Genomic DNA, 24,181 nt, shown 5'->3' on the forward strand with positions numbered 1-24,181 from the left:
CGAACAGAGCCACAATCGCGCGGAACGTTACCGTATCGCGATCAGATGACCACTTCGACGCCCTCGCCCGGGGCTTTACCTGACACTCGTTCGGATTCGAGGGCCTGCTGGAGGATGATCACGGCTGCGACCTGGTCAATGACCGATCTGCCCTTTTTCGATTTCACGCCCGAGGCACGCAGTCCCTGACTGGCCGTCACCGTCGTCATCCGCTCGTCCACCAGGCGCACCGGGACGGGTGCGATCAGGCGGGCCAGCTGCTCGGCGAATCCCCGGACCTTCACTGCGGCGGGGCCCTCGCCCCCCTTGAGGGAGCGAGGGAGGCCGACGACGACCTCGATGGGTTCGTACTCGTCGACGAGTTGCTTCAGCCTGCGCTGAGCTGCGGGAACGTCCCTGCCCGGGACCGTCTCCACCGGAGTGGCGAGGATCCCGTCGGGGTCGCACGAGGCGACCCCGATCCGGGCGTCCCCGACGTCGATCGCGAGTCGACGGCCGCGGCGCAGGGTGTTTCCGTCGCCGCTCACTTGGCCGTTTCCGCCACAAGGCGCTCGACGGCGTCGACGGCCTCGCCGACGGCGGCCGGGTTCTGGCCACCGCCCTGAGCGACGTCCGGCTTGCCGCCACCGCCGCCACCGAGGGTCTTGGCGGCCGTACGAACCAGGTCGCCCGCCTTGAGACCGCGCTCGCGGGCGGCCTCGTTGGTGGCGATGACCGTCAGCGGCTTGCCGTTCGCCGTGGTGAAGAGGGCGACGACGGCAGCCCGGCCGCCCTGGATGCGTCCGCGCACGTCGAGCACCAGCTTGCGCAGGTCATCGGCGCTCGTGCCGTCCGGGACCTGGCCGGTGACGAGAGCGACACCGCGTACGTCCTTGGCGCCCTCGGCGAGACCGGCGGCGGCCTGGAGAACCTTCTCGGCGCGGAACTTCTCGATCTCCTTCTCGGCGTCCTTCAGCTTGCCGAGCATGGCGGAGATCTTCTCCGGCAGCTCCTCGGGACGGCCCTTGACCAGTTCCTGGAGCTGGGCGACGACCGTGTGCTCCCGGGCCAGGAAGTTGTAGGCGTCCACGCCGACCAGGGCCTCGATACGCCGCACGCCCGAGCCGATGGACGACTCGCCGAGCAGCTTCACCAGGCCGAGCTGGGCGGTGTTGTGCACGTGGGTGCCGCCGCACAGCTCCTTGGAGAAGTCGCCGATCGTCACGACGCGCACGCGCTCGCCGTACTTCTCGCCGAACTCGGCGATGGCGCCCTGCTTCTTCGCCTCGTCGAGGCTGAGGATCTCGGCGCGCACGTCCAGGTCGCGGGCGAGCACCTCGTTGATCTGCTGCTCGACGTCGGTCATCACGGCCGTCGGTACGGCGGACGGGGAACCGAAGTCGAAGCGGAAGCGGCCCGGCTGGTTCTCGGAACCGGCCTGGGCGGCCGTCGGACCGAGGGCGTCGCGCAGCGCCTGGTGGGTGAGGTGGGTGGCCGAGTGGGCGCGGGCGATGGCCTTGCGGCGACGCACGTCGATGGCGGCCTGGGCCTTGGCCCCGACCGTCACCTCGCCGACCTGGACGACGCCCTTGTGGACGTACACCCCGGGCACCGGCTTCTGGCAGTCGCGGATCTCGATCACGGCACCGGTGTCGATCCTGATGCGCCCGGTGTCGCCGATCTGGCCGCCGCCCTCGGCGTAGAACGGGGTGCGGTCGAGGACGATCTCGACCTCGTCGCCCTCGGTGGCGGCCGGGGACGAGACACCGTCGACGAGGATGCCGACGACCGTGGACTCACCCTCGGTGCGGTCGTAGCCGACGAACTCGGTCTCACCGGCGGCGTCGGCGATCTCGCGGTAGGCGCCCATGTCGGCGTGGCCGGTCTTCTTGGCCTTGGCGTCGGCCTTGGCGCGGTCCCGCTGGTCCTTCATCAGGCGCCGGAAGCCGTCCTCGTCCACGGAAAGGCCCTGTTCGGCGGCCATTTCGAGGGTGAGGTCGATCGGGAAGCCCCAGGTGTCGTGGAGCAGGAACGCCTTGTCGCCGGACAGCACCTTGCCGCCGGCCTGCTTGGTCTCGGTGACGGCGGTGTCGAGGATGTTGGTGCCGCCCTTGAGGGCCTTGAGGAAGGCGGCCTCCTCGGCGAGGGCCACGGTCTCGATGCGCTTGCGGTCGGTGATGAGCTCCGGGTACTGCTGGCCCATCGTCTTGATGACGACGTCGACGAGGTCGGCGACGACCGGCCCGGAGGCGCCCATCAGGCGCATGTTGCGGATGGCGCGGCGCATGATGCGGCGCAGCACGTAACCACGCCCCTCGTTGCCGGGCGTGACGCCGTCACCGATGAGCATGACGGACGTACGGATGTGGTCGGCGACCACGCGCATGGAGACGTCGGAGTCGTGCTTCTCGCCGTAGCGCACCCCGGTCAGCTCGGTGGCCTTGTCCATGACGACGCGCAGGGTGTCGGTCTCGTACATGTTCTGTACGCCCTGAAGGATCATGGCGAGACGCTCGAGGCCGAGACCGGTGTCGATGTTCTGCGACGGCAGGTCCCCGAGGATCGGGAAGTCCTCCTTGCCGTCGCCGGCGCCACGCTCGTACTGCATGAAGACCAGGTTCCAGATCTCCACGTAGCGCTCGTCGTTGACGGCCGGGCCGCCCTCGACGCCGAACTCGGGGCCGCGGTCGTAGTTGATCTCGGAGCAGGGGCCGCAGGGTCCGGGCACGCCCATGGACCAGAAGTTGTCCTTCTTGCCCAGGCGCTGGATGCGCTCGGCCGGGACGCCGATCTTCTCGCGCCAGATCTGCTCGGCCTCGTCGTCGTCGAGATAGACGGTGATCCAGAGCTTCTCGGGGTCAAGGCCGTAGCCACCGTCCGCGACGGAGTTGGTGAGCAGGTCCCAGGCGTACTTGATGGCTCCTTCCTTGAAGTAGTCCCCGAAGGAGAAGTTGCCGCACATCTGGAAGAACGTGCCGTGGCGGGTGGTCTTGCCGACCTCTTCGATGTCGGGCGTACGCACGCACTTCTGCACGCTGGTGGCGCGCGGGGCGGGCGGCTTCGTCTCACCGAGAAAGTACGGCTTGAAGGGGACCATGCCCGCGTTGACCAGGAGGAGAGTCGGGTCGTCCGCGATGAGCGACGCCGAAGGGACGACGGTGTGGCCGCGCTCCTCGAAGAAGCTCAGCCAGCGGCGACGAATTTCAGCCGACTCCATCAGTGGTCCTCATTCCGGTTGTACGGGTGCGTGTTGTCCAGCATCCCGTAGTGCTTCTCATCGTGCTTCTGGTTTTCCGTGCCCCAGTCGAGGGCGGCGAGCCGCCGCTGCGGGGGCAGGACGCGGCCCGGGGATTCGGCGATGCCGAGGGCCTCGCCCAGCTCGGCCTCGCGCTGGGCCATCCCGGCCCGCACGTCGAGGGCGAAGTCCTTGACCCGGTGGCCGGCCTCGATCGCCTTGTTGGCGGCCTGGGCGGCCAGATGCTCGGGGGTCAGCTGCCTGAGCTTGCGGTTGACCTTGGTGGTGGCCCACACACCGGCCGCGGCACCTGCGGTGAACCAGAACGTACGGCGGAACATCGCGGGGTTCAGCCCTTCTGCCTGCGGCGCTTTTGACCCTTCGGGGCCGGGACGGTGCGGCCGACGATGACCGTGCGCCGGGCCCGTGCGGGCGCGGGCGCGTCGTCGGCCCTGGTGCGGCTCATCGCCCGGCGCACGCCGTAACCGAACGCGGCGACCTTGACGAGCGGGCCGCCGAAGGTCGAGGCGACGGTGGTGGACAGCGCCGACGCGTTGGAGGTGACCTCCTGGACGTCGGTGGCGATGGCGTCGACCCGGTCGATCTGCGTCTGTGCGGAGCGCACGGCCTGGGAGGCGTCGGCCAGCAACGGCACGGCCTGTTCCGTCACCTCCGCGACCAGCTTGGTGGTCGCCCTGAGCGTCTGGGCCAGCCTCACCAGCGCCACCGCGAGGAAGGAGACCAGGATCGCCCAGAAGACGGCCACCAGGATCCCGGCAACCTCTCCACCGGTCACACCGCACCGCTCTCTGCGCTCGTAGATCAACTGAAGTTCTGGGGTACGTCACTTCAGTTCCGCTTACTTCGAAAGTCGCCCCGACCCTATCGCGCCGCGGACGACTCCCCGTACCCGGACGGGACCTGTCGGTGCCGCGCTCGCCGCGCACGGGTCGTACGCGAAAGCCCGCCGTTCCCCCGCCGTTGAGGGCGGGGAAACGACGGGCCGAGGCGCGAAGCCGGTGGTACCGAGTACCGCGACCGCTGGATCAGCGGGCGTAGTACTCGACGACGAGCTGCTCGTCGCAGATCACCGGGATCTCCTTGCGGTTCGGCTCGCGGTCCAGGCGGAAGGCCAGGGCGCCGAGGTTCACCTGCAGGTAGCGCGGGGTCTCACCGTCGGGGGCGAAGCCACCGGCGCGCGCGACCTCGAACAGCGTCTTGCTGCGGCTGCGCTCGCGGACCATCACGACGTCGTCGGGACGGACACGGAACGACGGCTTGTCGACCTTGCCACCGTTGACCTCGATGTGGCCGTGAACGACCATCTGGCGGGCCTGGTAGATCGTGCGGGCGATGCCCGAACGCAGAACCAGGGCATCGAGACGACGCTCCAGCTCGATGACCAGGGCCTCACCGGTCTTGCCCTGCGTCTTGGCGGCACGCTCGTAGGCGCGGACGAGCTGGCGCTCGGACACGTCGTACTGCGCGCGCAGACGCTGCTTCTCCAGCAGACGGACCTTGTAGTCCGAGTTCTGCTTGCGGCCACGACCGTGCTCACCCGGCGGGTAGGGACGGGCCTCGAAGTACTTGACGGCCTTCGGGGTCAGCGCGATGCCGAGGGCACGCGACTTCTTGACCTTGGGGCGGGACTGGTTCGCCACTTCTTTTCCTTTTCCTTTTCGGCTGCCTCAGGGTTACGGGAGGTCGCATCCGCAGCCGGGGATTCCCGGCAGGTCCACGAGGGACTCGCCAGGCAGCCGTTCCCCTGTGCTGGGCACATACGTGCAGCACACGAACGGCCCACCGACCGTTCCCAGAACCCCGGGTGGTGGTGGGCTGCCCGCGACACCTACGAAGGTGCGCGACGCTCCTGGATCAGAAGATCCGGCTGGATGTCCCGCCTGAGGCGCCGACCGGAGTCGGACACGGGACGCAGCACTGCGCAGGATTCTACAGGTGCTCAGGGCCGCTTTCGACCGAGGTGTCTCCTGGTCCACTCGACCGCGTCCGCGTACCGGGCCTCGGCTCCGTGCCGGGTCGGTTCGTAGTACGTACGGTCCTTGAGCTCCTCCGGCGCGTACTGCTGCTCGGCGATTCCTTCGGGCAGGTCGTGCGGGTACACGTATCCCTGCGCGTGGCCGAGCTTGGCGGCGCCCTTGTAGTGCCCGTCGCGCAGATGCATCGGCACGGGGCCCGCGTGCCCTCTGCGTACGTCCTCCATGGCGGCGCCGATCGCCGTCGTCGCGGCGTTGGACTTGGGGGCGAGGGCGAGGGCGATGGTGGCGTGGCTGAGGGTGAGGGCGGCCTCCGGGAAGCCGATCATGGCGACGGCCTGCGCGGCGGCGACGGCTATCGGCAGCGCGTTCGGATCGGCGAGGCCGATGTCCTCGCTGGCGGAGATCATCAGGCGGCGGGCGATGAAGCGCGGGTCCTCGCCGGCCTCGATCATGCGGGCGAGGTAGTGAAGGGCGGCGTCGACGTCGGAGCCCCGGATGGACTTGATGAGGGCGCTGGCCACGTCGTAGTGCTGGTCGCCGTCACGGTCGTACTTCACGGCCGCCCGGTCGACGGTCTCCTCCAGGGTCTGGAGGGTGATGTCCGCGTCGCCCTTGTCGAGCGCGGCCCCGGCGGCGGCCTCGAGGGCGGTCAGGGCCCGGCGGGCGTCTCCGCCGGCGATCCGCAGCAGGTGTTCCTCGGTGTCCTCGGGGAGGGTGACGGCGCTCTTGAGGCCCCGCTCGTCGGTGAGCGCGCGGCGCAGCAGGCCGCGCAGGTCGTCGTCCGTGAGGGGTTCGAGGGTGAGGAGGAGGGAGCGGGAGAGGAGGGGGGAGATCACCGAGAAGTACGGGTTCTCGGTGGTCGCCGCGATGAGGGTCACCCAGCGGTTCTCGACGGCGGGCAGCAGGGAGTCCTGCTGGGCCTTGCTGAAGCGGTGGATCTCGTCGAGGAAGAGGACGGTCTCCTTGCCGAAACCGCCGGTCGCGCGGCGGGCCCCGTCGATGACCGCGCGGACCTCCTTGACGCCCGCGGTGATCGCCGACAGCTCGACGAAGCGCTTGTTGGTGGCCTTGGAGACGACGTACGCCAGGGTCGTCTTGCCGGTGCCGGGCGGCCCCCAGAGGATCACGGAGGACGGTCCGGCGGGTCCGCCCGCGCTCTCGCCGACGAGCCTGCGCAGCGGTGAGCCCGGCTTCAGCAGGTGCTGCTGGCCCACGACCTCGTCGAGGACACGGGGGCGCATCCGCACGGCCAGGGGGCTGCTGGACGGGTCCTTCTCCTGGCGTGCTTCTGCGGCTGCGGTGAACAGGTCGGGCTCCACGTGGAAAACCCTATGTCACGCCACTGACAATGCCTTCGGCGCTGTCACCTGGTCCAGAAGTCCCACCAGCGGGTCAGGATCAGCATCCCGATGATGCCGATGTGCAGGACGGGCACCACCCAGGTGAACTCACCGAAGAAGGTCCTGAGCCACTTCGGCGCGGGAATGAAGCCGTTCCTGACATTGAACGAGGTCACGTACCAGAACATGATGATCGTCGCGACCCAGGCCAGGGAGCACCACAGGCACAGCGCGTTGATCCGGTACAGGGACTGGAACTGCAGCCAGGTGCAGAATCCGACACCGAAGAGCGTGCCCGCGTTGAAGGTGAGCCAGTACCAGCGCGGGAAGCGCGCCCCGGTGAGCAGGCTCACGCCGACGCAGATGACGATGCCGTAGGCGACGAGGCCGAGCATCGGGTTCGGGAACCCGAAGGCGGCGGCCTGCTTGCTCTCCATCACGCTGCCGCAGGACACCACGGGGTTGAGACTGCAGCCGGGCGTGAACGTCGTGCCCGCGACCTTGGCTTCCAGCAGCTTGAACTTGTCGATCGTGATGACCCATGCCGCGAGCAGTCCGGCCGCACCGGTGAGCAACAGCATCACCGCGAAGGCGCGGCTTCCGCCCACGGAGCGCGAGGCCTCGGCGGGGGGCTCGGGCTGGTCGGTGGAGGCGCCGTCCTTCGTCACTGTCGTCTTGGTCATCACGCCGTTCCGTTGCTTCCAGAGGAGGGTTGGCGGGCACGGTCATTGTGCCGCACGCGGGCGCGTGCCCACCGTTCGGTGGAGATTAAGAAGGCGCGCGCGAGGCACGAGGACCTGGCGGCTCACGCGAGGGAACACGTGGTGGACGTACGACGTGTCCGGGCTGATGGGAACCGATGGCGCGGGCGTGACACGACCATGGGCACACGCGCGTGGCGCTCATCACGCGCCGGAATCGTCCGGCAGGACGAATCGGCACCCGCCAGGTTGACGGAGCGGGCAAGGGCGGCGGGGCGAGAGCGCCCCCGCCGCCTCAGCCCAGCTGCCTCAGCCCAGCTTCGACTCGAGTTCCGCCACGATCTCGTTCACGCCGACCGCCGTCTGCTCGCCGGACTCCATGTCCTTCAGCTGGACGACGCCCTCGGCAAGGTCGCGTTCACCGGCGACGAGGGCGAAGCGGGCGCCCGACCTGTTGGCCGCCTTCATAGCGGCCTTGAGGCCTTTCACCCCGTACGAGAAGTCCGCCGCGACCCCCACCTTGCGCAACTCCGTGACCTTCGCGAACAGCACCCGGCGAGCCTCCTCGCCGAGTGGCACCGCGAACACGCTTGTCGCGGAGGGGAGTTCGAGCTCGACGCCCTCCGCCTCAAGCGCCAGCACCGTACGGTCGACACCCAGCGCCCAGCCCACCGACGGCAGCGCGGGGCCGCCGAGCATCTCGGACAGGCCGTCGTAGCGCCCACCGCCGCCCACCGCGGACTGGGACCCCAGACCGTCGTGGACGAACTCGAACGTCGTACGCGTGTAGTAGTCCAGGCCGCGGACCAGCTTGGCGTCATCCTCGAAGGCGACGCCCTGGGCCACCAGCAACGCCCGCACTTCCTCGTGGTACGTCTTGCACGCGTCGCACAGGTAGTCCCGCAGCAGCGGCGCCCCCACCAGCTGCTTCTGGACGTCGTCCCGCTTGTCGTCCAGTACCCGCAGCGGGTTGATGTCGGCCCGGCGCAGCGTCTCCTCGTCCAGGTCGAGGCCCCGGAGGAAGTCCTGCAGCGCGGCCCGGTAGACCGGACGGCACTCCTTGTCGCCCAGCGAGTTCAGCAGGATGCGGAAGTCACGCAGGCCCAGCTCCCGGTACGCCTGGTCCGCCAGGATGATCAGCTCGGCGTCCAGCGCCGGGTCCTCCGCGCCGATCGCCTCGGCGCCGACCTGCGAGAAGTGACGGTAACGGCCCTTCTGGGGGCGCTCGTAGCGGTAGTACGAGCCCGAGTACCAGAGCTTGACCGGGAGGTTGCCCAGCTTGTGGAGGTTGGCCTCCAGGGCCGCGCGCAGGACCGACGCCGTGCCTTCGGGGCGCAGGGCCAGCATGTCGCCGCCCTTGGTCTGCAGCGTGTACATCTCCTTGGTGACAATGTCCGTCGACTCACCGACACCGCGCGCGAACAGCTCGACGTTCTCGAAGCCGGGCGTCTCGATGTAGCCGTAGCCGGAGTTTCGCAGCGGGGCGGAGATCGCTTCCCGTACCGCCAGGTACTTCGCGCTGTCCGGCGGGATCAGGTCGTACGTGCCCTTGGGGGCCCTAAAGGTGCTCACGGGGGTCTCTCGTCACATTCCTCGTCGGTGAGGGGAGTTCGGGCCCTCGCCGCGATCTTGAAGGCCGGCCGCCACCTGCCGCAGATACGGGTTGGTGGCGCGCTCCTGGCCGATGGTCGTCTGGGCGCCGTGGCCGGACAGCACCACGGTCGAGTCGTCGAGCGGCAGGCACACCCGGGCCAGCGACTCGAGCATCTCGGCCATGTCACCGCCGGGCAGGTCGGTGCGTCCGATGGAGCCGGCGAAGAGCAGGTCGCCCGAGAAGAACACGGACGGGATGTCCGTGGTCTCGGGCATCCTGAACGTCACGGACCCCTTGGTATGGCCCGGCGCGTGCGCCACGCTCAGCTCGAATCCCGCCAGTTCCAGCCGCGCGCCGTCCGTCAGCTCCTTGACGTCGTCCGGTTCCCCGATGGTCAGCTCGCCCAGCAGCGGCATCCCGATGGAACGCCCGAGCGCCTTCTCCGGGTCGCTCATCATGTAGCGGTCGTCGGGGTGGATCCACGCCGGGACGCCGTGCGCGCCGCACACTGGGACGACCGAGGCCACATGGTCGAGGTGGCCGTGGGTGAGGACGACGGCGACGGGCTTGAGCCGATGCTTCTTCAGCGTCTCCTCGACTCCCTCGGCGGCCTGATGGCCCGGGTCGATGATCACGCACTCCTCGCCGGCGGCGGGGGCGACCAGATAACAGTTCGTCCCCCAGGCGCCGGCCGGGAACCCGGCAATGAGCACGATCGTCCTTCGATTTGTGGCGTACGTGGTCGTACGGGGTGGGTGGCAGTGCCGCAGAGCCTACCGGCGCTGCCGTTTCCTCAGCGAACCCATATACGGTACGGGGCACACGCAGGCGATCGGCACACAAGACGCAAGCGTCCCAGTTGACGCACGAGACGCATGAGGAGAGAAACCGGTGGTCACCCAGGAACAGCGGCGGCGACAGCTCGCCCGGGAGAAGTTCTTGCGGCAGCAGCAGCGGCGTACGGCCGCGCGGCGCAAGTCGAACGTGCGCAACTCGGTGATCGCGTCGGTCCTCGGCGTGATCGTCGTGGGCAGTGTGCTGTCGTACGCGACCGGGGTCTTCAAGAACGACGACAGCAAGTCGAAGGCCAACGCGAGCGCCGAGGTCACTCCGAGCGCCAAGCCCAGCAAGGGGCCGGACCCCTGTGCGAAGCCTGCCGAGGGGGCGGTGAAGTCGCTGAGCTGGAAGAAGGAGCCGGCGATGACCATCGACAAGTCGGCGACGTACGACATGAAGCTCGCGACGACGTGCGGCGACATCGACATCGCCCTGAAGACGGCCGCGGCGCCGCACACGGTGAACTCGTTCGACTTCCTGACGAGCAAGGGCTACTTCGATCACAGCAAGTGCCACCGGCTCGTCACGAACGGCATCTACGTGCTGCAGTGCGGTGACCCGAAGGGCACCGGTATGGGCGGCCCCGGCTACACCATTCCGGACGAGAACCTGAAGGACAAGAGTCTCAAGGGCGGCACCTACCCGGCGGGCACGATCGCCATGGCCAACACCGGCCAGGCGCACACCGGTGGCAGCCAGTTCTTCCTGGTCTACAAGGACAGTCAGCTGCCGCCCAGTTACACACCGTTCGGCACGATTTCCGCGTCGGGTATGACGGTGCTCAAGAAAATCGCCGCGGCCGGTGAGGCCACGGGACAGGGCGACGGCGCACCGAATGCGACCGTTGTGATCAACAAGGCGACCGTAACGAAATCCTGACTGTCAACTGCGAAACTTCGGTCGCGCGGGATGCGGACAGCATCCCTGCCGGTCGCCTATGTTGGCCGTGACGAAACTGTGGACGATGCCCGGGGGTGCAGAGCCCTCCGCAGGCATCATGTGGAGGAGGCGCTGTGAGCAGCGACCCGTGGGGCCGCGTCGACGAGACGGGGACCGTGTACGTGCGTACTGCCGACGGTGAGCAGGTCGTCGGTTCCTGGCAGGCCGGCTCCCCCGAGGAGGCGTTGGCCTACTTCGAGCGCAAGTACGAGGGCCTGGTTGTCGAGATCGGCCTCCTCGAGAAGCGAGTCAAGACCACCGACCTGTCCTCGAAGGACGCCCAGGTGGCGATCGACCACATCCGCGAGCAGGTGGACTCCCACCACGCGGTCGGCGATCTGGCCGCGCTGAAGGTCCGGCTGGACAAGCTCGTCGAGACCGTCGAGGCCCGCCGCGAAGAGCGCAAGCAGCAGCGGGCCAAGCAGTCCGACGAGGCGCGGCACGCCAAGGAGGCGCTGGTCGTCGAGGCGGAGGAGCTGGCGCAGTCCGACCAGTGGCGGTCCGCCGGTGAGCGGCTGCGCGCGCTGGTGGACACCTGGAAGGGGCTGCCGCGGCTCGACCGGAAGTCGGACGACGAGCTGTGGCACCGCTTCTCGCACGCCCGTTCGGCGTTCTCCAAGCGCCGCAAGGCGCACTTCGCGTCCCTGGACGCGCAGCGCGAGGATGCCCGCAAGGTCAAGGAGAAGCTGGTCGCGGAGGCGGAGGCGCTGTCGGCGTCGACCGACTGGGGTCCGACGGCGGCTCGCTACCGCGAGCTGATGACGGACTGGAAGGCCGCCGGCCGTGCGCAGCGCGAGTTCGAGGACGACCTGTGGAACCGTTTCCGCGGCGCCCAGGACGTGTTCTTCGCGGCGCGCAGTTCGGTCTTCGCCGAGCGGGACGCGGAGCAGACCGAGAACCTCAAGCTCAAGGAGGAGCTGGCCGGCGAGGCCGAGAAGCTCCTGCCGATCACGGACCTGAAGGCGGCGCGGGCCGCTTTCCGTTCGATCAACGAGCGCTGGGAGGCCATCGGCCATGTGCCGCGTGACTCCCGCCCGAAGGTCGAGGGCCGGATGCACACGGTCGAGCGGGCCCTTCAGGAGTCCGAGGAGACCGAGTGGCGCCGGACGAACCCGGAGGCACGCGCGCGTGCCGAGGGTCTGACCGGTCAGCTCCAGGCGGCCGTGGACAAGCTCGCCGGCCAGATCGAGACCGCCCGGGCGCAGGGCAACAACGCCAGGGCCGACAAGCTCCAGAAGGAGCTGGACGGCCGCCAGGCGCTGCTCGACCAGGCACTCAAGGGCCTGCAGGAGTTCGGCGGCTAGGCTTTTTCTCGCCGGTTCTCCCGCACGACGTTACGCAGAGGGGCTCCCGTACATCTCGTACGGGAGCCCCTCTGCGTACCTGCGTACCGCTCGTGGTTACGGCCTGCGGGCCGAGGTCACCCGGTACACGTCGTACACGCCCTCGACGCCCCTGACGGCCTTCAGGACGTGTCCCAGGTGTTTGGGGTCGCCCATCTCGAAGGTGAAGCGGGAGGTGGCCACCCGGTCCCTCGACGTCTGGACGGCCGCCGACAGGATGTTGACGTGCTGGTCGGACAGGACGCGGGTGACGTCCGAGAGGAGGCGGGAGCGGTCCAGGGCCTCGACCTGGATGGCGACCAGGAAGACCGAGGACTGGGTGGGCGCCCACTCGACGTCGAGGATGCGCTCGGGCTCCCGGGACAGTGACTCGATGTTCACGCAGTCGTTGCGGTGGACCGATACGCCGCTACCGCGCGTGACGAAACCGATGATCGGGTCGCCCGGTACGGGTGTACAGCAGCGGGCGAGCTTCACCCAGACGTCGTCGACACCCTTGACGACCACACCCGGGTCGTTGTTGCTGCGCCGCTTACGGCCCCGGCCGCCGACGGACGGGACGGACTCGTCGATCTCCTCGGTGGCCGCCTCCTCGCCGCCGAGCGCCTGTACCAGCTTCTGTACGACGTTCTGCGCGGCCACATGGCCCTCGCCGATCGCCGCGTACAGGGACGAGATGTCCGGGTAGCGCATCTCGTGGGCGAGGGTGACGAGGGAGTCACCGGTGAGGATGCGCTGGATCGGCAGGTTCTGTTTGCGCATCGCGCGCGCGATGGCGTCCTTGCCCTGTTCGATCGCCTCGTCCCGGCGCTCCTTGGAGAACCAGGCGCGGATCTTGTTGCGGGCGCGCGGCGACTTGACGAAGCCGAGCCAGTCGCGGGAAGGTCCCGCGCCGGCCGCCTTGGAGGTGAACACCTCCACCAGGTCGCCGTTGTCGAGCGTCGACTCGAGCGGTACGAGGCGGCCGTTGACCCGTGCCCCTATGGTCCGGTGGCCGACCTCGGTGTGCACCGCGTACGAGAAGTCGACCGGGGTCGCGCCCGCCGGAAGCGCTATCACGTCGCCCTTGGGCGTGAAGACGAAGACCTCGTTGCGGGACAGGTCGAAGCGCAGGGACTCCAGGAACTCGCTGGGGTCCTCGGTCTCCTTCTGCCAGTCGAGCAGCTGCCGCAGCCAGGCCATGTCGTTGAGGTGGTCGTCCTTGCCGGTGGTCCTCGGCTGGTCCGAACGCACCTTGGAGGCGCCGGCGACGGCCTCCTGCTTGTACTTCCAGTGCGCGGCGATGCCGTACTCGGCCCGGCGGTGCATGTCGAACGTTCGGATCTGGAGTTCGACGGGCTTGCCGTTGGGCCCGATGACCGTCGTGTGCAGCGACTGGTACATGTTGAACTTCGGCATCGCGATGTAGTCCTTGAACCGGCCGGGGACCGGGTTCCAGCGCGCGTGCACGGTGCCGAGGGCCGCGTAGCAGTCCCGGACGGTGTCGACGAGGACGCGGATGCCCACCAGGTCGTAGATCTCCGCGAAGTCGCGGCCTCGTACGATCATCTTCTGGTAGACGCTGTAGTAGTGCTTCGGGCGGCCGGTGACGGCGGCCTTGATGCGGGCCGCGCGCAGATCGCTCTGCACCTCGTCGGTCACTATGGCCAGGTACTCGTCACGCTTCGGTGCCCGCTCGGCCACCAGCCGGACGATCTCGTCGTACATCTTGGGGTAGAGGATCGCGAAGGCGAGGTCCTCCAGCTCCCACTTGATGGTGTTCATGCCCAGGCGATGGGCGAGCGGCGCGTAGATCTCCAGCGTCTCGCGCGCCTTCTTCTCCTGCTTCTCGCGCTTGAGGTAGCGCATGGTGCGCATGTTGTGCAGCCGGTCCGCGAGCTTGATGACCAGGACGCGCGGGTCCTTGGCCATGGCGACGACCATCTTGCGCACCGTCTCGGCCTGCGCGGCCTCGCCGAACTTGACCTTGTCCAGCTTGGTGACGCCGTCGACGAGCAACGCGACCGAGTCGCCGAAGTCGCGGCGGAGCTGGTCGAGGCCGTACTCGGTGTCCTCGACCGTGTCGTGCAGCAGGCCCGCCATCAGGGTCGCCGGGTCCATACCCAGTTCGGCGAGGATGGTGGTGACGGCCAGCGGGTGGGTGATGTACGGGTCGCCGCTCTTGCGCTTCTGACCGCGGTGCCACCGCTCGGCGACCTGGTAGGCGTTCTCGATCTGGCGCAGCGTCGCCGTCTCGATCTTCGGGTCGTTGCTGCGCACCGCGCGCAGCAACGGCTCGAGGACCGGGTTGTACGGGTTGGAGCGCTGCACGCCGAGCCGGGCCAGCCGGGCGCGTACGCGGTTGGGGGAGGCGGAGCGGGCGGGCTGGCCGGAGGCCGGGCGGACCGCGGGCGCGGGTGCGGGAGCCGGGGTGGGAGCGGGCTCGGGCGTGCCCGGCTTGGGCCGCGAGGGCTCGGCCGCGCGGTCGGCGGGCGCGGACTGGGCGTGCTCGACCCGCCCTTGCGCGTCGCTGTTCGCGGTCCGCGCGGGCGTCGCCGCGGGCTCCGAGCCAGGCTCGGACTTGGCGGCGGTCAGGGGCTGGGCCTCGTCTGCCAAGAGGACTCCTCGTGCGCGTTCCGGGTCCCCCGGTCAGGCTCCGGGGACCCCATGGTAGCGATCCCGGGCTCCGGCATCGCTTCCAGGCCGCTGAGACGGCCTTGTACAGGAGAAACACGAGAGGCGGGCACCGGATTCCTCCGATACCCGCCTCGTTCGCTCCGCGTACTTCCAGGCAGCCCCTGCGGGTTGCCTCAGACGGTGATCAGCGCCTCCAGCACCGCTCCCGAGAGAGCGGGTTCGAGCCGCTGCCGGCCGCCGAGGAACCCGAGCTCCATGAGGATCGCCAGACCGGCGACCTCCGCGCCGGCCCGCCGGATCAGCTGGAGGGACGCCTCGGCGGTGCCGCCCGTGGCCAGTACGTCGTCGATCACCAGGACGCGGTCGCCCGCGCTCAGGTCCTCGGCGTGCACCTCGATCTCGGCGGAGCCGTACTCCAGGTCGTACGCCTGGCTGAGCGTGGCTCCGGGGAGCTTGCCCGCCTTGCGGACGGGGATGAACCCGAGGCCCGCCCGGACCGCGACCGGGGCGCCCAGGATGAAGCCGCGCGCCTCCAGACCGACGATCTTCGTGGCACCGCTGCGGACAGCGATCTCGGCCAGGGCGTCGGTGAGCGCGGTGAACGCCTCCGGGTCCGCCAGGAGCGGGGTGATGTCCTTGAACATCACCCCCGGCTCCGGGTAGTCCGCCACATCGCGGATACGGCTGAGCAGCAGCTCCTGGACGCCGGTCATCGGCGCTTGCCCGAGGGACGGCCGCGACCCCGGCTGCGAGAGGCCGGCTGGTTGCGCGGGCCGACGACCGCCGGAGCGGCTTCGTCGTCCTCGTCGTCGTACGGCCGCTCGGCGCTGACCTGGGACACCGGGCTCTCGCCCTGGGCGCGCTTGGCCAGGACGCGCTTCTTGAGCGCCTTCATCTGCGGCTCGCGCTCCTTGAGGTCGGCGACGAGCGGCGTGGCGATGAAGATCGAGGAGTACGCACCGGCCGCGAGGCCGACGAACAGCGACAGCGAGATGTCGTTCAGCATGCCCGCGCCGAGCACACCGCCACCGATGAACAGCAGGCCGGCGACGGGGAGGAGCGCGACCACCGTGGTGTTGATGGAGCGGACCAGGGTGCCGTTGATCGACCGGTCGGCGATCTCGCTGTACGTGTAGCGGGTCTGCTTGGTGATGTCCTTCGTCTGTTCCTTGAGGCTGTCGAAGACGACGACCGTGTCGTAGAGCGAGTAACCGAGGATCGTCAGCAGACCGATCACCGTGCCTGGCGTCACTTCGAAGCCGACGAGGGCGTAGATGCCGACCGTGATGGTGATGTCGTGGATCAGTGCCACGAGCGCGGCCACGGCCATGCGCCACTCGAAGGCGATCGCCAGATAGATCACCACCAGGATCATGAAGATCACCAGGCCCTGCCAGGCCTTGTTGGCGATCTGGTCACCCCAACTGGGGCCGACCAGCTCACCGTTGATGTCCTTCTCGGGGACGCCGAGGTCCTTGGCGAGCTGCGCCGAGACCTCGTCCGCCTTCTTGGTGTCGATGGTGGCGACCTGGATGCGCAGGCCGTCCTTGCCGAGCGTCTGGACGATCGCGTCGTGGCCGGAAGCCGCTTCCGCGTACTTCTCGGCCTGACTCACCGAAACGCTGGTCTTCTCGACGGTGAAGACGGCACCGCCCTCGAACTCGATGCCCATGTTCAGGCCGCGCACCGTCAGACCGAGGATGGCCGTGATGGTGATCAGGATCGAGATGCCGTACCAGATGAAACGCTTGCCGACGAAGTCGTAGCCGATCTCGCCGCGGTGGAGCCGGGCGCCGAGGGTGCCGAGTTTCGACATCTCACGCCTCCTTCGTGTCGACGGGCGCGGACGCGCGACGGGTGCGACGGAGCGGCGGTTTGGCGCCCAGGCGCTGCGGGTCGAGGCCGGACCAGCGGTGGCCCTCCGCGTAGAACTTCTTGCGGGCGAGGATCGTCATCAGCGGCTTGGTGAAGAAGAAGACGACGACCACGTCGAGCACGGTGGTCAGACCGAGGGTGAACGCGAAGCCCTGGACCTTGCCGACGGTGACGATGAAGAGCACCGCGGCGGCGAGGAAGGACACGAAGTCGGAGACCATGATCGTGCGCCGGGCGCGCGGCCAGGCGCGCGCGACGGCGGGCTGCAGCGAACGGCCCTCCCGGATCTCGTCCCGGATGCGCTCGAAGAACACGATGAACGAGTCCGCGGTGATACCGATCGCGACGATCGCACCACAGACAGCGGGCAGGTTCAGCGCGAAGCCGATCGTCGGTCCGAGCAGCGCCATGATCACGTACGTGAGGACGGCGGAGACGAGGAGCGAGGCGATGGCTACGGTCGACAGGCCGCGGTAGTAGACCACCAGGTAGATGACGACCAGGGCCAGGCCGATCGCACCCGCGATCAGACCCGCGTGCAGCTGCTCGCCGCCGAGCGCGGGGCTCACCGTGCTGATGCTCGACTCATGGAAGGTGAGCGGGAGCGCGCCGTACGACAGCATGTTCGCCAGGTCCTGCGCCTCGGTCTGGCCGAAGCTGCCGGAGATCTGCGCGGTGCCACCCGTGATCGCCGTCCGGACGTACGGGTTGGAGACGACCTCCCCGTCCAGGACGATGCCGAACTCGTTCTGCGGGTCCGGGTTCTTGGCGAGGCGGGCGGTGACGTCCCCGAACTGCTTGCTGCCCTTGGACGTGAACTCCATGGTGACCTGCCAGCCGGCGGCACCCTGGGTGTCGAAGACGGCCTGGGCCTTCTTGACCTCGGTGCCGTCGACCTCGGCCGGGCCGAGGATGAACTTCTGCCAAATGCCCTTCGAGTCCTTGCCGCAGGCCACCGTGGGCTGGCCGGGCTGGATGCCGTCACCGGTGACGGCGCGGACCGCCCTCTTGGTGCAGTCCAGCGCCGCGTACTTCGCCTGGAGCGCCGCGGTCGCCGGGTCGGGGGCCGGGCTCTTCGGGGGCGACGCGCTGGCGGGCGCGGACGGCTTGCCGCTCGGGGTCGGGGTCGCGTCGGCCTTGAGGGCGTCGGTGACCGGGCGGCCCTGCGAGGTGGCGGTGGCCGACGGGCTGGGCGAGGCGGACGACGAGGTCGCCTTCTCGCCCGGCTTCGAGGCCGACGGCGAAGGGCTGCCGGACGTGCTCGCGGACGGCTTGGGGCTGGGCGTCGCGGGGCCGCCCTGGGGCTCAACGGCCAGAACCGGCCGGAAGTAGAGCTTTGCGGTGGTGCCGACCTGCTTGCGGGCCTGCGCCGAGTTCGTGCCCTTGGGGATGTTGACAATGATGTTGTCGCGTCCCTGGGTCTGAACCTCGGCCTCGGAGACGCCAAGACCGTTGACACGGCGGTTCATGATGTCGACCGCGGTGGCCATGTTGGTCTTGTTGATCGCGTCCGGCTGGCCCGGCTCGTTCTTCGCCGTGAGCGTGATGCTCGTTCCACCGGCCAGGTCGATGCCCAGGCGTGGAGTCGTGTGCCCGGAGGCGAACATGCCTCCGGTGAGCGCCACGATGGCGATCAGAATGAGGGCCAGCGAGCGTCCTGGCTTGCTCTGGGAGCTTGCGCTCCGGCCCTTCTTAGGTGCTGCCACCTTCTCGTACTCCCTCTCGGGCCGCCTCGCGCCGGGTCAGCGCGGCCGGCGGCCATGACATGGTGTCGGGACTCCCTGCGAGAACCGCACGTGCCGGGGGTACGGGAAGCTAGCGGATCGCGCCGCGCTCCTCCCCCGGACACGGCTACTTCGCGTCGGACTCGCCGTCGGTCTTCTTCGGCTCTTCTTCCGCCTTGACCTCGGCGGCTTCGGTCTCGCCGGCCGGCTTGTCGGCCACGTCCTTCTTGCCGAGGTCGATGGGCTTGTCGTCGGAAGCGGCGGAAGCGTCGTCGGAGGGCTCGTCGGTCTCGGTGAGGGAGGAGGCGTCGTCCGGGACGACGGCTTCGTCGGTCTTCAGGTCGTGCTCGATGCCGTGAACGATGCGGTTGTACTCGTCGTCGCCGAGGACGGCGCCGATGGCGTTCTTCGCGAAGAGAAGCTCCACACCCGGGCCCGCGTCGAGGAGAACCGTCTCCTCGTTGACTTCCTTGACCGTCGCGTAGATGCCGCCGATCGTGCGGACACCGGTGCCGGGCTGCAGGTCGTCGCGCATCTGCGCGGCGGCCTGCTGCTTGCGCTTGGCGGAGCGGGTCATCAGGAACATGGCCCCGATGAGCACGATGAACGGGAGGAGGGTCACAGGATTCACGGGACGGGATTTCCTTCGCACTACCGCGTTGGGGAGCGGCCTGGTGGATGGGGGTGTGGTCGGCGCCGCCCACAGAGTTACAAAGGCGGCATCGGCGGAGTCTAAGCGAGTCCGCACGTCAGGAACAACGCTCAGCATCGCGCCACGGTTCCTGAGCCTGTGAGGACCCTCACCGTCACGCCCCGAACAGGTCCTGTTGTCCGCTTCCCCCCGTTGCGGTACGGGGTGGCGTGAGGCCGAGATGCGCCCATGCGGCGGGCGTCGCGACCCGTCCGCGCGGGGTACGGGCCAGGAGTCCCTCCCGTACGAGGAAGGGCTCGGCGACCTCCTCGACGGTCTCCCGCTCCTCCCCCACCGCGACGGCCAGCGTGGAGAGCCCGACCGGTCCGCCGCCGAAGAGCTTGAGCAGCGCTTCGAGGACACCTCTGTCGAGGCGGTCGAGACCGCGGGCGTCGACCTCGTAGACCTTGAGGGCCGCCTCCGCGATGGCGCGGGTGATGACGCCGTCGGCCTTCACCTGCGCGTAGTCCCGGACGCGGCGCAGCAGGCGGTTGGCGATACGGGGGGTGCCGCGTGAGCGGCCGGCGATCTCGGCGGCGCCGTCGGCACCGATCTCGACGTCGAGGAGGTTCGCGGAGCGGTGGATGACGCGCTGCAGCTCGGCCGGTTCGTAGAACTCCATGTGCGCGGTGAAGCCGAAGCGGTCGCGCAGCGGGGGTGGCAGCAGCCCCGCGCGCGTGGTGGCGCCGACCAGCGTGAACGGGGGCAGCTCGAGGGGGATGGCGGTGGCGCCGGGGCCCTTACCGACGATCACGTCGACGCGGAAGTCCTCCATCGCCATGTACAGCATCTCCTCGGCGGGCCGGGACATGCGGTGGATCTCGTCGAGGAAGAGGACCTCGCCCTCCTGGAGGGAGGAGAGGATCGCCGCGAGGTCGCCGGCGTGCTGGATGGCGGGGCCGCTGGTGATGCGGATGGGGGCGCCCATCTCGGCCGCGATGATCATCGAGAGGGTGGTCTTGCCGAGGCCCGGGGCGCCCGAGAGCAGCACGTGGTCGGCGGTGGCGCCACGCGCGCGTGCGGCGCGCAGGACGAGGTCGAGTTGCTCGCGGACCTTCTCCTGGCCGATGAACTCGTCCAGGTCCTTGGGGCGCAGAGCGGCCTCGACGGCCTGGTCCTCACCGTCGGCGGACGCACCGACGAGCCGCTCGGGGGCGGTGCTCTCGTCGGTCGTGTCGTCCCAGTTCATGCGTGTGCCTCGCGGTCGCGGTCGGTCGGGTGGTTCCTGCGAAGTGGGTGAACGGGGGCGGGCGGCGCCCCTGTTCCGTCGACTTCGCTGGTCAGCGGGCTCTGTTGAGGGTCTGCAGAGCCGCCTTGAGCAACTGGCCCACCTGGGGCGTGCCTTCGGCGGCCTCGGCCTGGGGTGTTACGGCGGCCACCGCCTCGTCGGCCTCACGCGTCGCGTACCCGAGGCCGATCAGGGCCGCGTGCAGTTGGTCGCGCCAGCCGGCGGTGACCGGGGAGCCGATGGCGGGGGCGGTGCCGAGGGGGGCGCCGAGGCGGTCCTTGAGCTCCAACAGGAGCTTCTGGGCGCCCCTCTTGCCGATGCCGGGTACGGCGATCAGCGCCTTCTCGTCCGCCGTGGCCACCGCGCGGCGCAGGGCGTCGGGTGAGTGGACGGCCAGCATCGCCTGGGCGAGGCGGGGGCCGACGCCGCTCGCGGTCTGGAGCAGCTCGAAGGTCTGCCGCTCGTCGTCGTCGACGAAGCCGTACAGGGTCAGGGAGTCCTCGCGGACGACCAGGGATGTGGCGAGTCTGGCCTGCTGTCCCAACCGGAGGCCGGAGAGGGTGTTGGGTGCGCACTGGACGGCGATGCCGATGCCACCCACTTCGACCACCGCGGAGTCGGGGGCGAGGGCGGCGACCGGGCCGCTGACGAAGGCGATCATGCGGGGCGGCCTTTCGGGGCGGGTGCTGTGGTCGAAACGGAGGTCGATGCGGACGTCGATACGGAAGTGGCAGTCGAGACAGGCGCGTTGGCCTGCGCTTTGTGGAGGGCGACCGCCTGTTGGAGCCGGTTCTGTGCGACGGCCTGTTGAAGGCGCGTCTGGGCGGGGGCGCGCCAGATGTGGCAGATCGCGAGTGCGAGGGCGTCGGCGGCGTCGGCCGGCTTGGGCGGCGCGGCGAGCCGGAGCAGCCGGGTCACCATCGCGCCGACCTGGGCCTTGTCCGCGCGTCCGCTGCCGGTGACGGCGGCCTTGACCTCGCTGGGGGTGTGCAGTGCGACGGGGATCCCGCGCCGCGCCGCGCACAGCATCGCGACGGCACTGGCCTGGGCCGTGCCCATCACCGTACGGACGTTGTGCTGGCTGAACACCCGCTCCACGGCGACGAATTCGGGCCGATGTTCGTCGAGCCACTGCTCGATGCCCTGCTCGATGGCGACAAGGCGCAGCCCCAGTTCGGCATCCGCCGGTGTGCGTACGACGCCGACGCCGATCATCGTCAGCGGGCGCCCGGCGACCCCCTCGACGACACCGACCCCGCATCGGGTCAGTCCCGGGTCAACTCCCAGTACGCGCACCCGCCCACCCCTCAGTCCGGTCGCGGTCCCTCGACGGTGATCTTTGACTGCCGCCAGGCTATCCGCTGCCACTGACAACAGCGGCGGGCCGGTAGGACGTGTCCCACCGGCCCGCCGGAACCGCTCGCCCTGGGCGGGCTCTCGCGGCAGTGCTATGCGTCGACCTTCTCCATGACCTCGTCGCTGACGTCGAAGTTGGCGAAGACGTTCTGCACGTCGTCGCTGTCCTCCAGCGCGTCGATCAGCTTGAAGATCTTCCTGGCGCCGTCCTCGTCCAGCTCGACCTGCATGGTCGGGACGAAGTTGGCGTCGGCGGAGTCGTAGTCGATGCCGCCTTCCTGGAGCGCGGTGCGCACCGCGACCAGGTCGGTTGCCTCGGAGATGACCTCGAAGGACTCACCGAGGTCGTTGACCTCCTCGGCACCGGCTTCCAGCACGGCACCCAGGACGTCGTCCTCGGTCAGCTCACCCTTGGGAACGACGATGACGCCCTTGCGGTTGAACAGGTACGAGACGGAGCCGGGGTCGGCCATGTTCCCGCCGTTGCGGGTCATGGCGACGCGGACGTCCGAGGCGGCGCGGTTGCGGTTGTCGGTGAGGCACTCGATGAGCACCGCGACACCGTTGGGGCCGTAACCCTCGTACATGATCGTCTCGTAGTCGGCGCCACCGGCTTCGAGGCCGGCGCCGCGCTTGACGGCGGAGTCGATGTTCTTGTTCGGAACCGAGCTCTTCTTGGCCTTCTGGATGGCGTCGAAAAGCGTGGGGTTACCGGACGGGTCGGCTCCGCCCGTGCGTGCCGCAACCTCGATGTTCTTGATCATCTTCGCGAAGAGCTTGCCGCGCTTGGCGTCGATCACGGCCTTCTTGTGCTTCGTCGTAGCCCATTTAGAGTGGCCGGACATCTGCCTGTCTCCTTCGCGTAACCCATCTCTGTACGAACCCCAGAGATCCTACAAGGACTCGGCTGTACGGTCCGCGCGCGCGGTACGCGCGATGTCGGCCCGCACGATGTCGACGAACAGGGAGTGCACACGGTGGTCGCCGGTCAGTTCCGGGTGGAACGACGTGGCGAGCGCGTTGCCCTGGCGTACGGCGACGATGTGACCGGCGTGCTCGGCGAGCACCTCGGCCTCGGCGCCCACGGACTCGACCCAGGGGGCACGGATGAAGATGCCCTCCACGGGGTCGCCCTCGACGCCCTTCACGTCGACCGCCGCTTCGAAGGACTCGTTCTGGCGTCCGAAGGCGTTGCGGCGCACGATCATGTCGATGCCGCCGACGGTCTCCTGGCCCGAGCGCGGGTCGAGGATCTTGTCGGCGAGCATGATCATGCCGGCGCAGGTGCCGTAGACGGGCATTCCGGCGCGCACGCGCGCGCGAAGGGGCTCCATCACGCCGAAGAGGACGGCCAGTTTGGAGATGGTGGTGGACTCGCCGCCGGGGATGATCAGGCCATCCACCTCGGCGAGTTCCTCGGCGCGCCGCACCGGCCTGGCCAGGGCGTCCGCCTCGGCCAGGGCGATCAGGTGCTCCTGTACGTCGCCCTGGAGGGCCAGGACGCCTACGACAGGGGTGTCGTACATGCGTGACATGGGTACTACCAGCCCCGGTTCGCGTAGCGCTCGGCTTCGGGGAGGGTGTCGCAGTTGATGCCGACCATGGCCTCGCCGAGGTTGCGGGAAGCGTCCGCGATGATCTTCGGGTCGTCGTAGAAGGTGGTCGCCTTCACGATGGCGGCGGCGCGCTTGGCGGGGTCGCCCGACTTGAAGATGCCGGAGCCGACGAAGACGCCCTCGGCGCCCAGCTGACGCATGAGCGCGGCGTCGGCGGGGGTCGCCACACCGCCGGCGGAGAACAGCACGACCGGCAGCTTGCCGAGTTCGGCGACCTCCTGGACGAGCTCATACGGAGCGCGCAGGTCCTTGGCGGCGGCGTACAGCTCGTTGTTGTCGTAGCCGCGCAGGCGGGCGATCTCGTTCTTGATCTGCCGCAGGTGGCGGACGGCCTCGACGACGTTGCCGGTGCCGGCCTCGCCCTTGGAGCGGATCATCGCCGCGCCCTCGGCGATACGGCGCAGGGCTTCACCGAGGTTGGTGGCACCGCAGACGAAGGGGGTGGTGAACGCCCACTTGTCGGAGTGGTTGACCTCGTCGGCGGGGGTGAGCACCTCGGACTCGTCGATGTAGTCGACGCCGAGGGACTGCAGGACCTGGGCCTCGACGAAGTGACCGATGCGGGACTTCGCCATGACCGGGATGGACACGGCCTCGATGATGCCCTCGATCATGTCCGGGTCGGACATACGGGCCACGCCGCCGTCCTTGCGGATGTCCGCCGGGACACGCTCCAGGGCCATGACGGCGACGGCGCCGGCGTCCTCGGCGATCTTGGCCTGCTCGGCGTTGACCACGTCCATGATCACACCGCCCTTGAGCTGCTCGGCCATGCCGCGCTTCACGCGGGCGGTGCCGGTTTCGGGCGTCTGGGCGGAGTTGGAGAGCGTGCTGGACACGGTTTGACCTCACTCGGTGAAAGAGGGTTGCTGCAGTAGTGAGGAAACGTGAGGGGTGCAGGCCACAGCAAGGGCCAATGGGGAGCCGGTGGATCGTTTTCGCCCCCGCCGCCCCTTCCCGTCCCGGGGGGCTGCCGCCCCCAGACCCCCGCTTCGGCCCCGAAGGGGCCCCGCTCCTCAAACGCCGGACGGGCTGAGTGGTTTCAGCCCGTCCGGCGTTTGAGGAGCGGGGGTTCGGGGGCGGCGCCCCCGAGCACGGGACGGGAAGACC

Annotated in this window: 22 protein-coding genes; 2 read left to right on the forward strand and 20 right to left on the reverse strand. The window is 69.2% G+C overall.

What is annotated here, in order from left to right:
* Nucleotides 1-41: 41 nt before the first annotated feature.
* The 9 genes from ruvX to ADL01_RS27375 all read right to left on the reverse strand — a co-directional run bounded on the left by ruvX (nucleotide 42) and on the right by ADL01_RS27375 (nucleotide 9,559).
* Nucleotides 42-527: a Holliday junction resolvase RuvX gene (gene ruvX / locus ADL01_RS27335; protein ID WP_053744671.1), complete on the reverse strand. Its 486-nt coding sequence runs from the start codon at nucleotides 525-527 to the stop codon at nucleotides 42-44.
* On the reverse strand, nucleotides 524-3,196 hold the full coding sequence (alaS, locus tag ADL01_RS27340; RefSeq protein ID WP_053744672.1) for an alanine--tRNA ligase: 2,673 nt from the start codon (nucleotides 3,194-3,196) through the stop codon (nucleotides 524-526). Before alaS ends, ruvX begins: the two co-directional genes overlap by 4 nt.
* Nucleotides 3,196-3,555, reverse strand: a complete 360-nt coding sequence (locus ADL01_RS27345) for a DUF6167 family protein (RefSeq protein ID WP_053744673.1) — start codon at nucleotides 3,553-3,555, stop codon at nucleotides 3,196-3,198. Before ADL01_RS27345 ends, alaS begins: the two co-directional genes overlap by 1 nt.
* A gap of 8 nt (nucleotides 3,556-3,563) precedes the next feature.
* Nucleotides 3,564-4,010, reverse strand: coding sequence for a DUF948 domain-containing protein (locus tag ADL01_RS27350; RefSeq protein ID WP_053744674.1), 447 nt, complete (start codon nucleotides 4,008-4,010; stop codon nucleotides 3,564-3,566).
* Nucleotides 4,011-4,260: 250 nt separating this feature from the next.
* Nucleotides 4,261-4,875 carry a 30S ribosomal protein S4 gene (rpsD, locus tag ADL01_RS27355; RefSeq protein ID WP_006381762.1) on the reverse strand — a complete coding sequence of 205 codons (615 nt, stop codon included), beginning with the start codon at nucleotides 4,873-4,875 and terminating at the stop codon, nucleotides 4,261-4,263.
* Nucleotides 4,876-5,174: 299 nt separating this feature from the next.
* Nucleotides 5,175-6,530, reverse strand: coding sequence for a replication-associated recombination protein A (locus ADL01_RS27360; protein ID WP_053744675.1), 1,356 nt, complete (start codon nucleotides 6,528-6,530; stop codon nucleotides 5,175-5,177).
* Nucleotides 6,531-6,574: 44 nt separating this feature from the next.
* Nucleotides 6,575-7,234, reverse strand: coding sequence for a vitamin K epoxide reductase family protein (locus tag ADL01_RS27365; protein WP_053744676.1), 660 nt, complete (start codon nucleotides 7,232-7,234; stop codon nucleotides 6,575-6,577).
* A gap of 327 nt (nucleotides 7,235-7,561) precedes the next feature.
* Nucleotides 7,562-8,824 (reverse strand): histidine--tRNA ligase, encoded by a 1,263-nt coding sequence (hisS, locus tag ADL01_RS27370; protein WP_053744677.1) that lies wholly within the window; start codon nucleotides 8,822-8,824, stop codon nucleotides 7,562-7,564.
* Nucleotides 8,825-8,836: 12 nt separating this feature from the next.
* A complete protein-coding gene (locus ADL01_RS27375) occupies nucleotides 8,837-9,559 on the reverse strand; it encodes an MBL fold metallo-hydrolase (RefSeq protein ID WP_053744678.1) in 723 nt (240 codons plus the stop codon).
* Between the two features lie 178 nt (nucleotides 9,560-9,737).
* Here ADL01_RS27375 and ADL01_RS27380 point away from each other — a divergent pair, with 178 nt between their 5' ends.
* Together ADL01_RS27380 and ADL01_RS27385 are read left to right on the forward strand one after the other, a co-directional pair.
* The gene (locus ADL01_RS27380; RefSeq protein WP_053744679.1) at nucleotides 9,738-10,562 is read left to right on the forward strand and encodes a peptidylprolyl isomerase; all 825 of its coding nucleotides are present in this window, start codon (nucleotides 9,738-9,740) and stop codon (nucleotides 10,560-10,562) included.
* Nucleotides 10,563-10,696: 134 nt separating this feature from the next.
* The gene (locus ADL01_RS27385; protein WP_053744680.1) at nucleotides 10,697-11,926 is read left to right on the forward strand and encodes a DUF349 domain-containing protein; all 1,230 of its coding nucleotides are present in this window, start codon (nucleotides 10,697-10,699) and stop codon (nucleotides 11,924-11,926) included.
* A gap of 96 nt (nucleotides 11,927-12,022) precedes the next feature.
* Here the strand turns inward: ADL01_RS27385 and ADL01_RS27390 are convergent, their stop codons facing one another.
* The 11 genes from ADL01_RS27390 to pdxS form a co-directional block, all read right to left on the reverse strand.
* Nucleotides 12,023-14,560, reverse strand: a complete 2,538-nt coding sequence (locus ADL01_RS27390; protein WP_053744681.1) for a RelA/SpoT family protein — start codon at nucleotides 14,558-14,560, stop codon at nucleotides 12,023-12,025.
* Between the two features lie 194 nt (nucleotides 14,561-14,754).
* Entirely contained in the window at nucleotides 14,755-15,294 is a 540-nt protein-coding gene (locus ADL01_RS27395) for an adenine phosphoribosyltransferase (protein WP_053744682.1), read from the reverse strand.
* A complete protein-coding gene (gene secF / locus ADL01_RS27400) occupies nucleotides 15,291-16,397 on the reverse strand; it encodes a protein translocase subunit SecF (protein ID WP_053744683.1) in 1,107 nt (368 codons plus the stop codon). Before secF ends, ADL01_RS27395 begins: the two co-directional genes overlap by 4 nt.
* Before the next feature lies 1 nt (nucleotide 16,398).
* Nucleotides 16,399-18,162: a protein translocase subunit SecD gene (secD, locus tag ADL01_RS27405; RefSeq protein WP_078960783.1), complete on the reverse strand. Its 1,764-nt coding sequence runs from the start codon at nucleotides 18,160-18,162 to the stop codon at nucleotides 16,399-16,401.
* A gap of 145 nt (nucleotides 18,163-18,307) precedes the next feature.
* Nucleotides 18,308-18,811, reverse strand: coding sequence for a preprotein translocase subunit YajC (gene yajC / locus ADL01_RS27410; protein ID WP_053744685.1), 504 nt, complete (start codon nucleotides 18,809-18,811; stop codon nucleotides 18,308-18,310).
* 175 nt (nucleotides 18,812-18,986) lie between these two features.
* Nucleotides 18,987-20,060 carry a Holliday junction branch migration DNA helicase RuvB gene (gene ruvB, locus ADL01_RS27415; protein WP_053744686.1) on the reverse strand — a complete coding sequence of 358 codons (1,074 nt, stop codon included), beginning with the start codon at nucleotides 20,058-20,060 and terminating at the stop codon, nucleotides 18,987-18,989.
* A gap of 91 nt (nucleotides 20,061-20,151) precedes the next feature.
* Nucleotides 20,152-20,760: a Holliday junction branch migration protein RuvA gene (gene ruvA / locus ADL01_RS27420; RefSeq protein WP_053744687.1), complete on the reverse strand. Its 609-nt coding sequence runs from the start codon at nucleotides 20,758-20,760 to the stop codon at nucleotides 20,152-20,154.
* Entirely contained in the window at nucleotides 20,757-21,395 is a 639-nt protein-coding gene (ruvC, locus tag ADL01_RS27425) for a crossover junction endodeoxyribonuclease RuvC (protein WP_053744688.1), read from the reverse strand. The genes ruvA and ruvC overlap by 4 nt, the downstream gene beginning before the upstream one ends.
* 152 nt (nucleotides 21,396-21,547) lie before the next feature.
* Nucleotides 21,548-22,300 (reverse strand): YebC/PmpR family DNA-binding transcriptional regulator, encoded by a 753-nt coding sequence (locus tag ADL01_RS27430; RefSeq protein WP_053744689.1) that lies wholly within the window; start codon nucleotides 22,298-22,300, stop codon nucleotides 21,548-21,550.
* Between the two features lie 48 nt (nucleotides 22,301-22,348).
* Entirely contained in the window at nucleotides 22,349-22,981 is a 633-nt protein-coding gene (gene pdxT, locus ADL01_RS27435; RefSeq protein WP_053744699.1) for a pyridoxal 5'-phosphate synthase glutaminase subunit PdxT, read from the reverse strand.
* A gap of 14 nt (nucleotides 22,982-22,995) precedes the next feature.
* Entirely contained in the window at nucleotides 22,996-23,844 is an 849-nt protein-coding gene (gene pdxS / locus ADL01_RS27440; protein WP_203689665.1) for a pyridoxal 5'-phosphate synthase lyase subunit PdxS, read from the reverse strand.
* Nucleotides 23,845-24,181: the final 337 nt, after the last annotated feature.

The sequence above is a fragment of the Streptomyces sp. NRRL WC-3618 genome, from assembly GCF_001280005.1.
Lineage (GTDB): Bacteria > Actinomycetota > Actinomycetes > Streptomycetales > Streptomycetaceae > Streptomyces.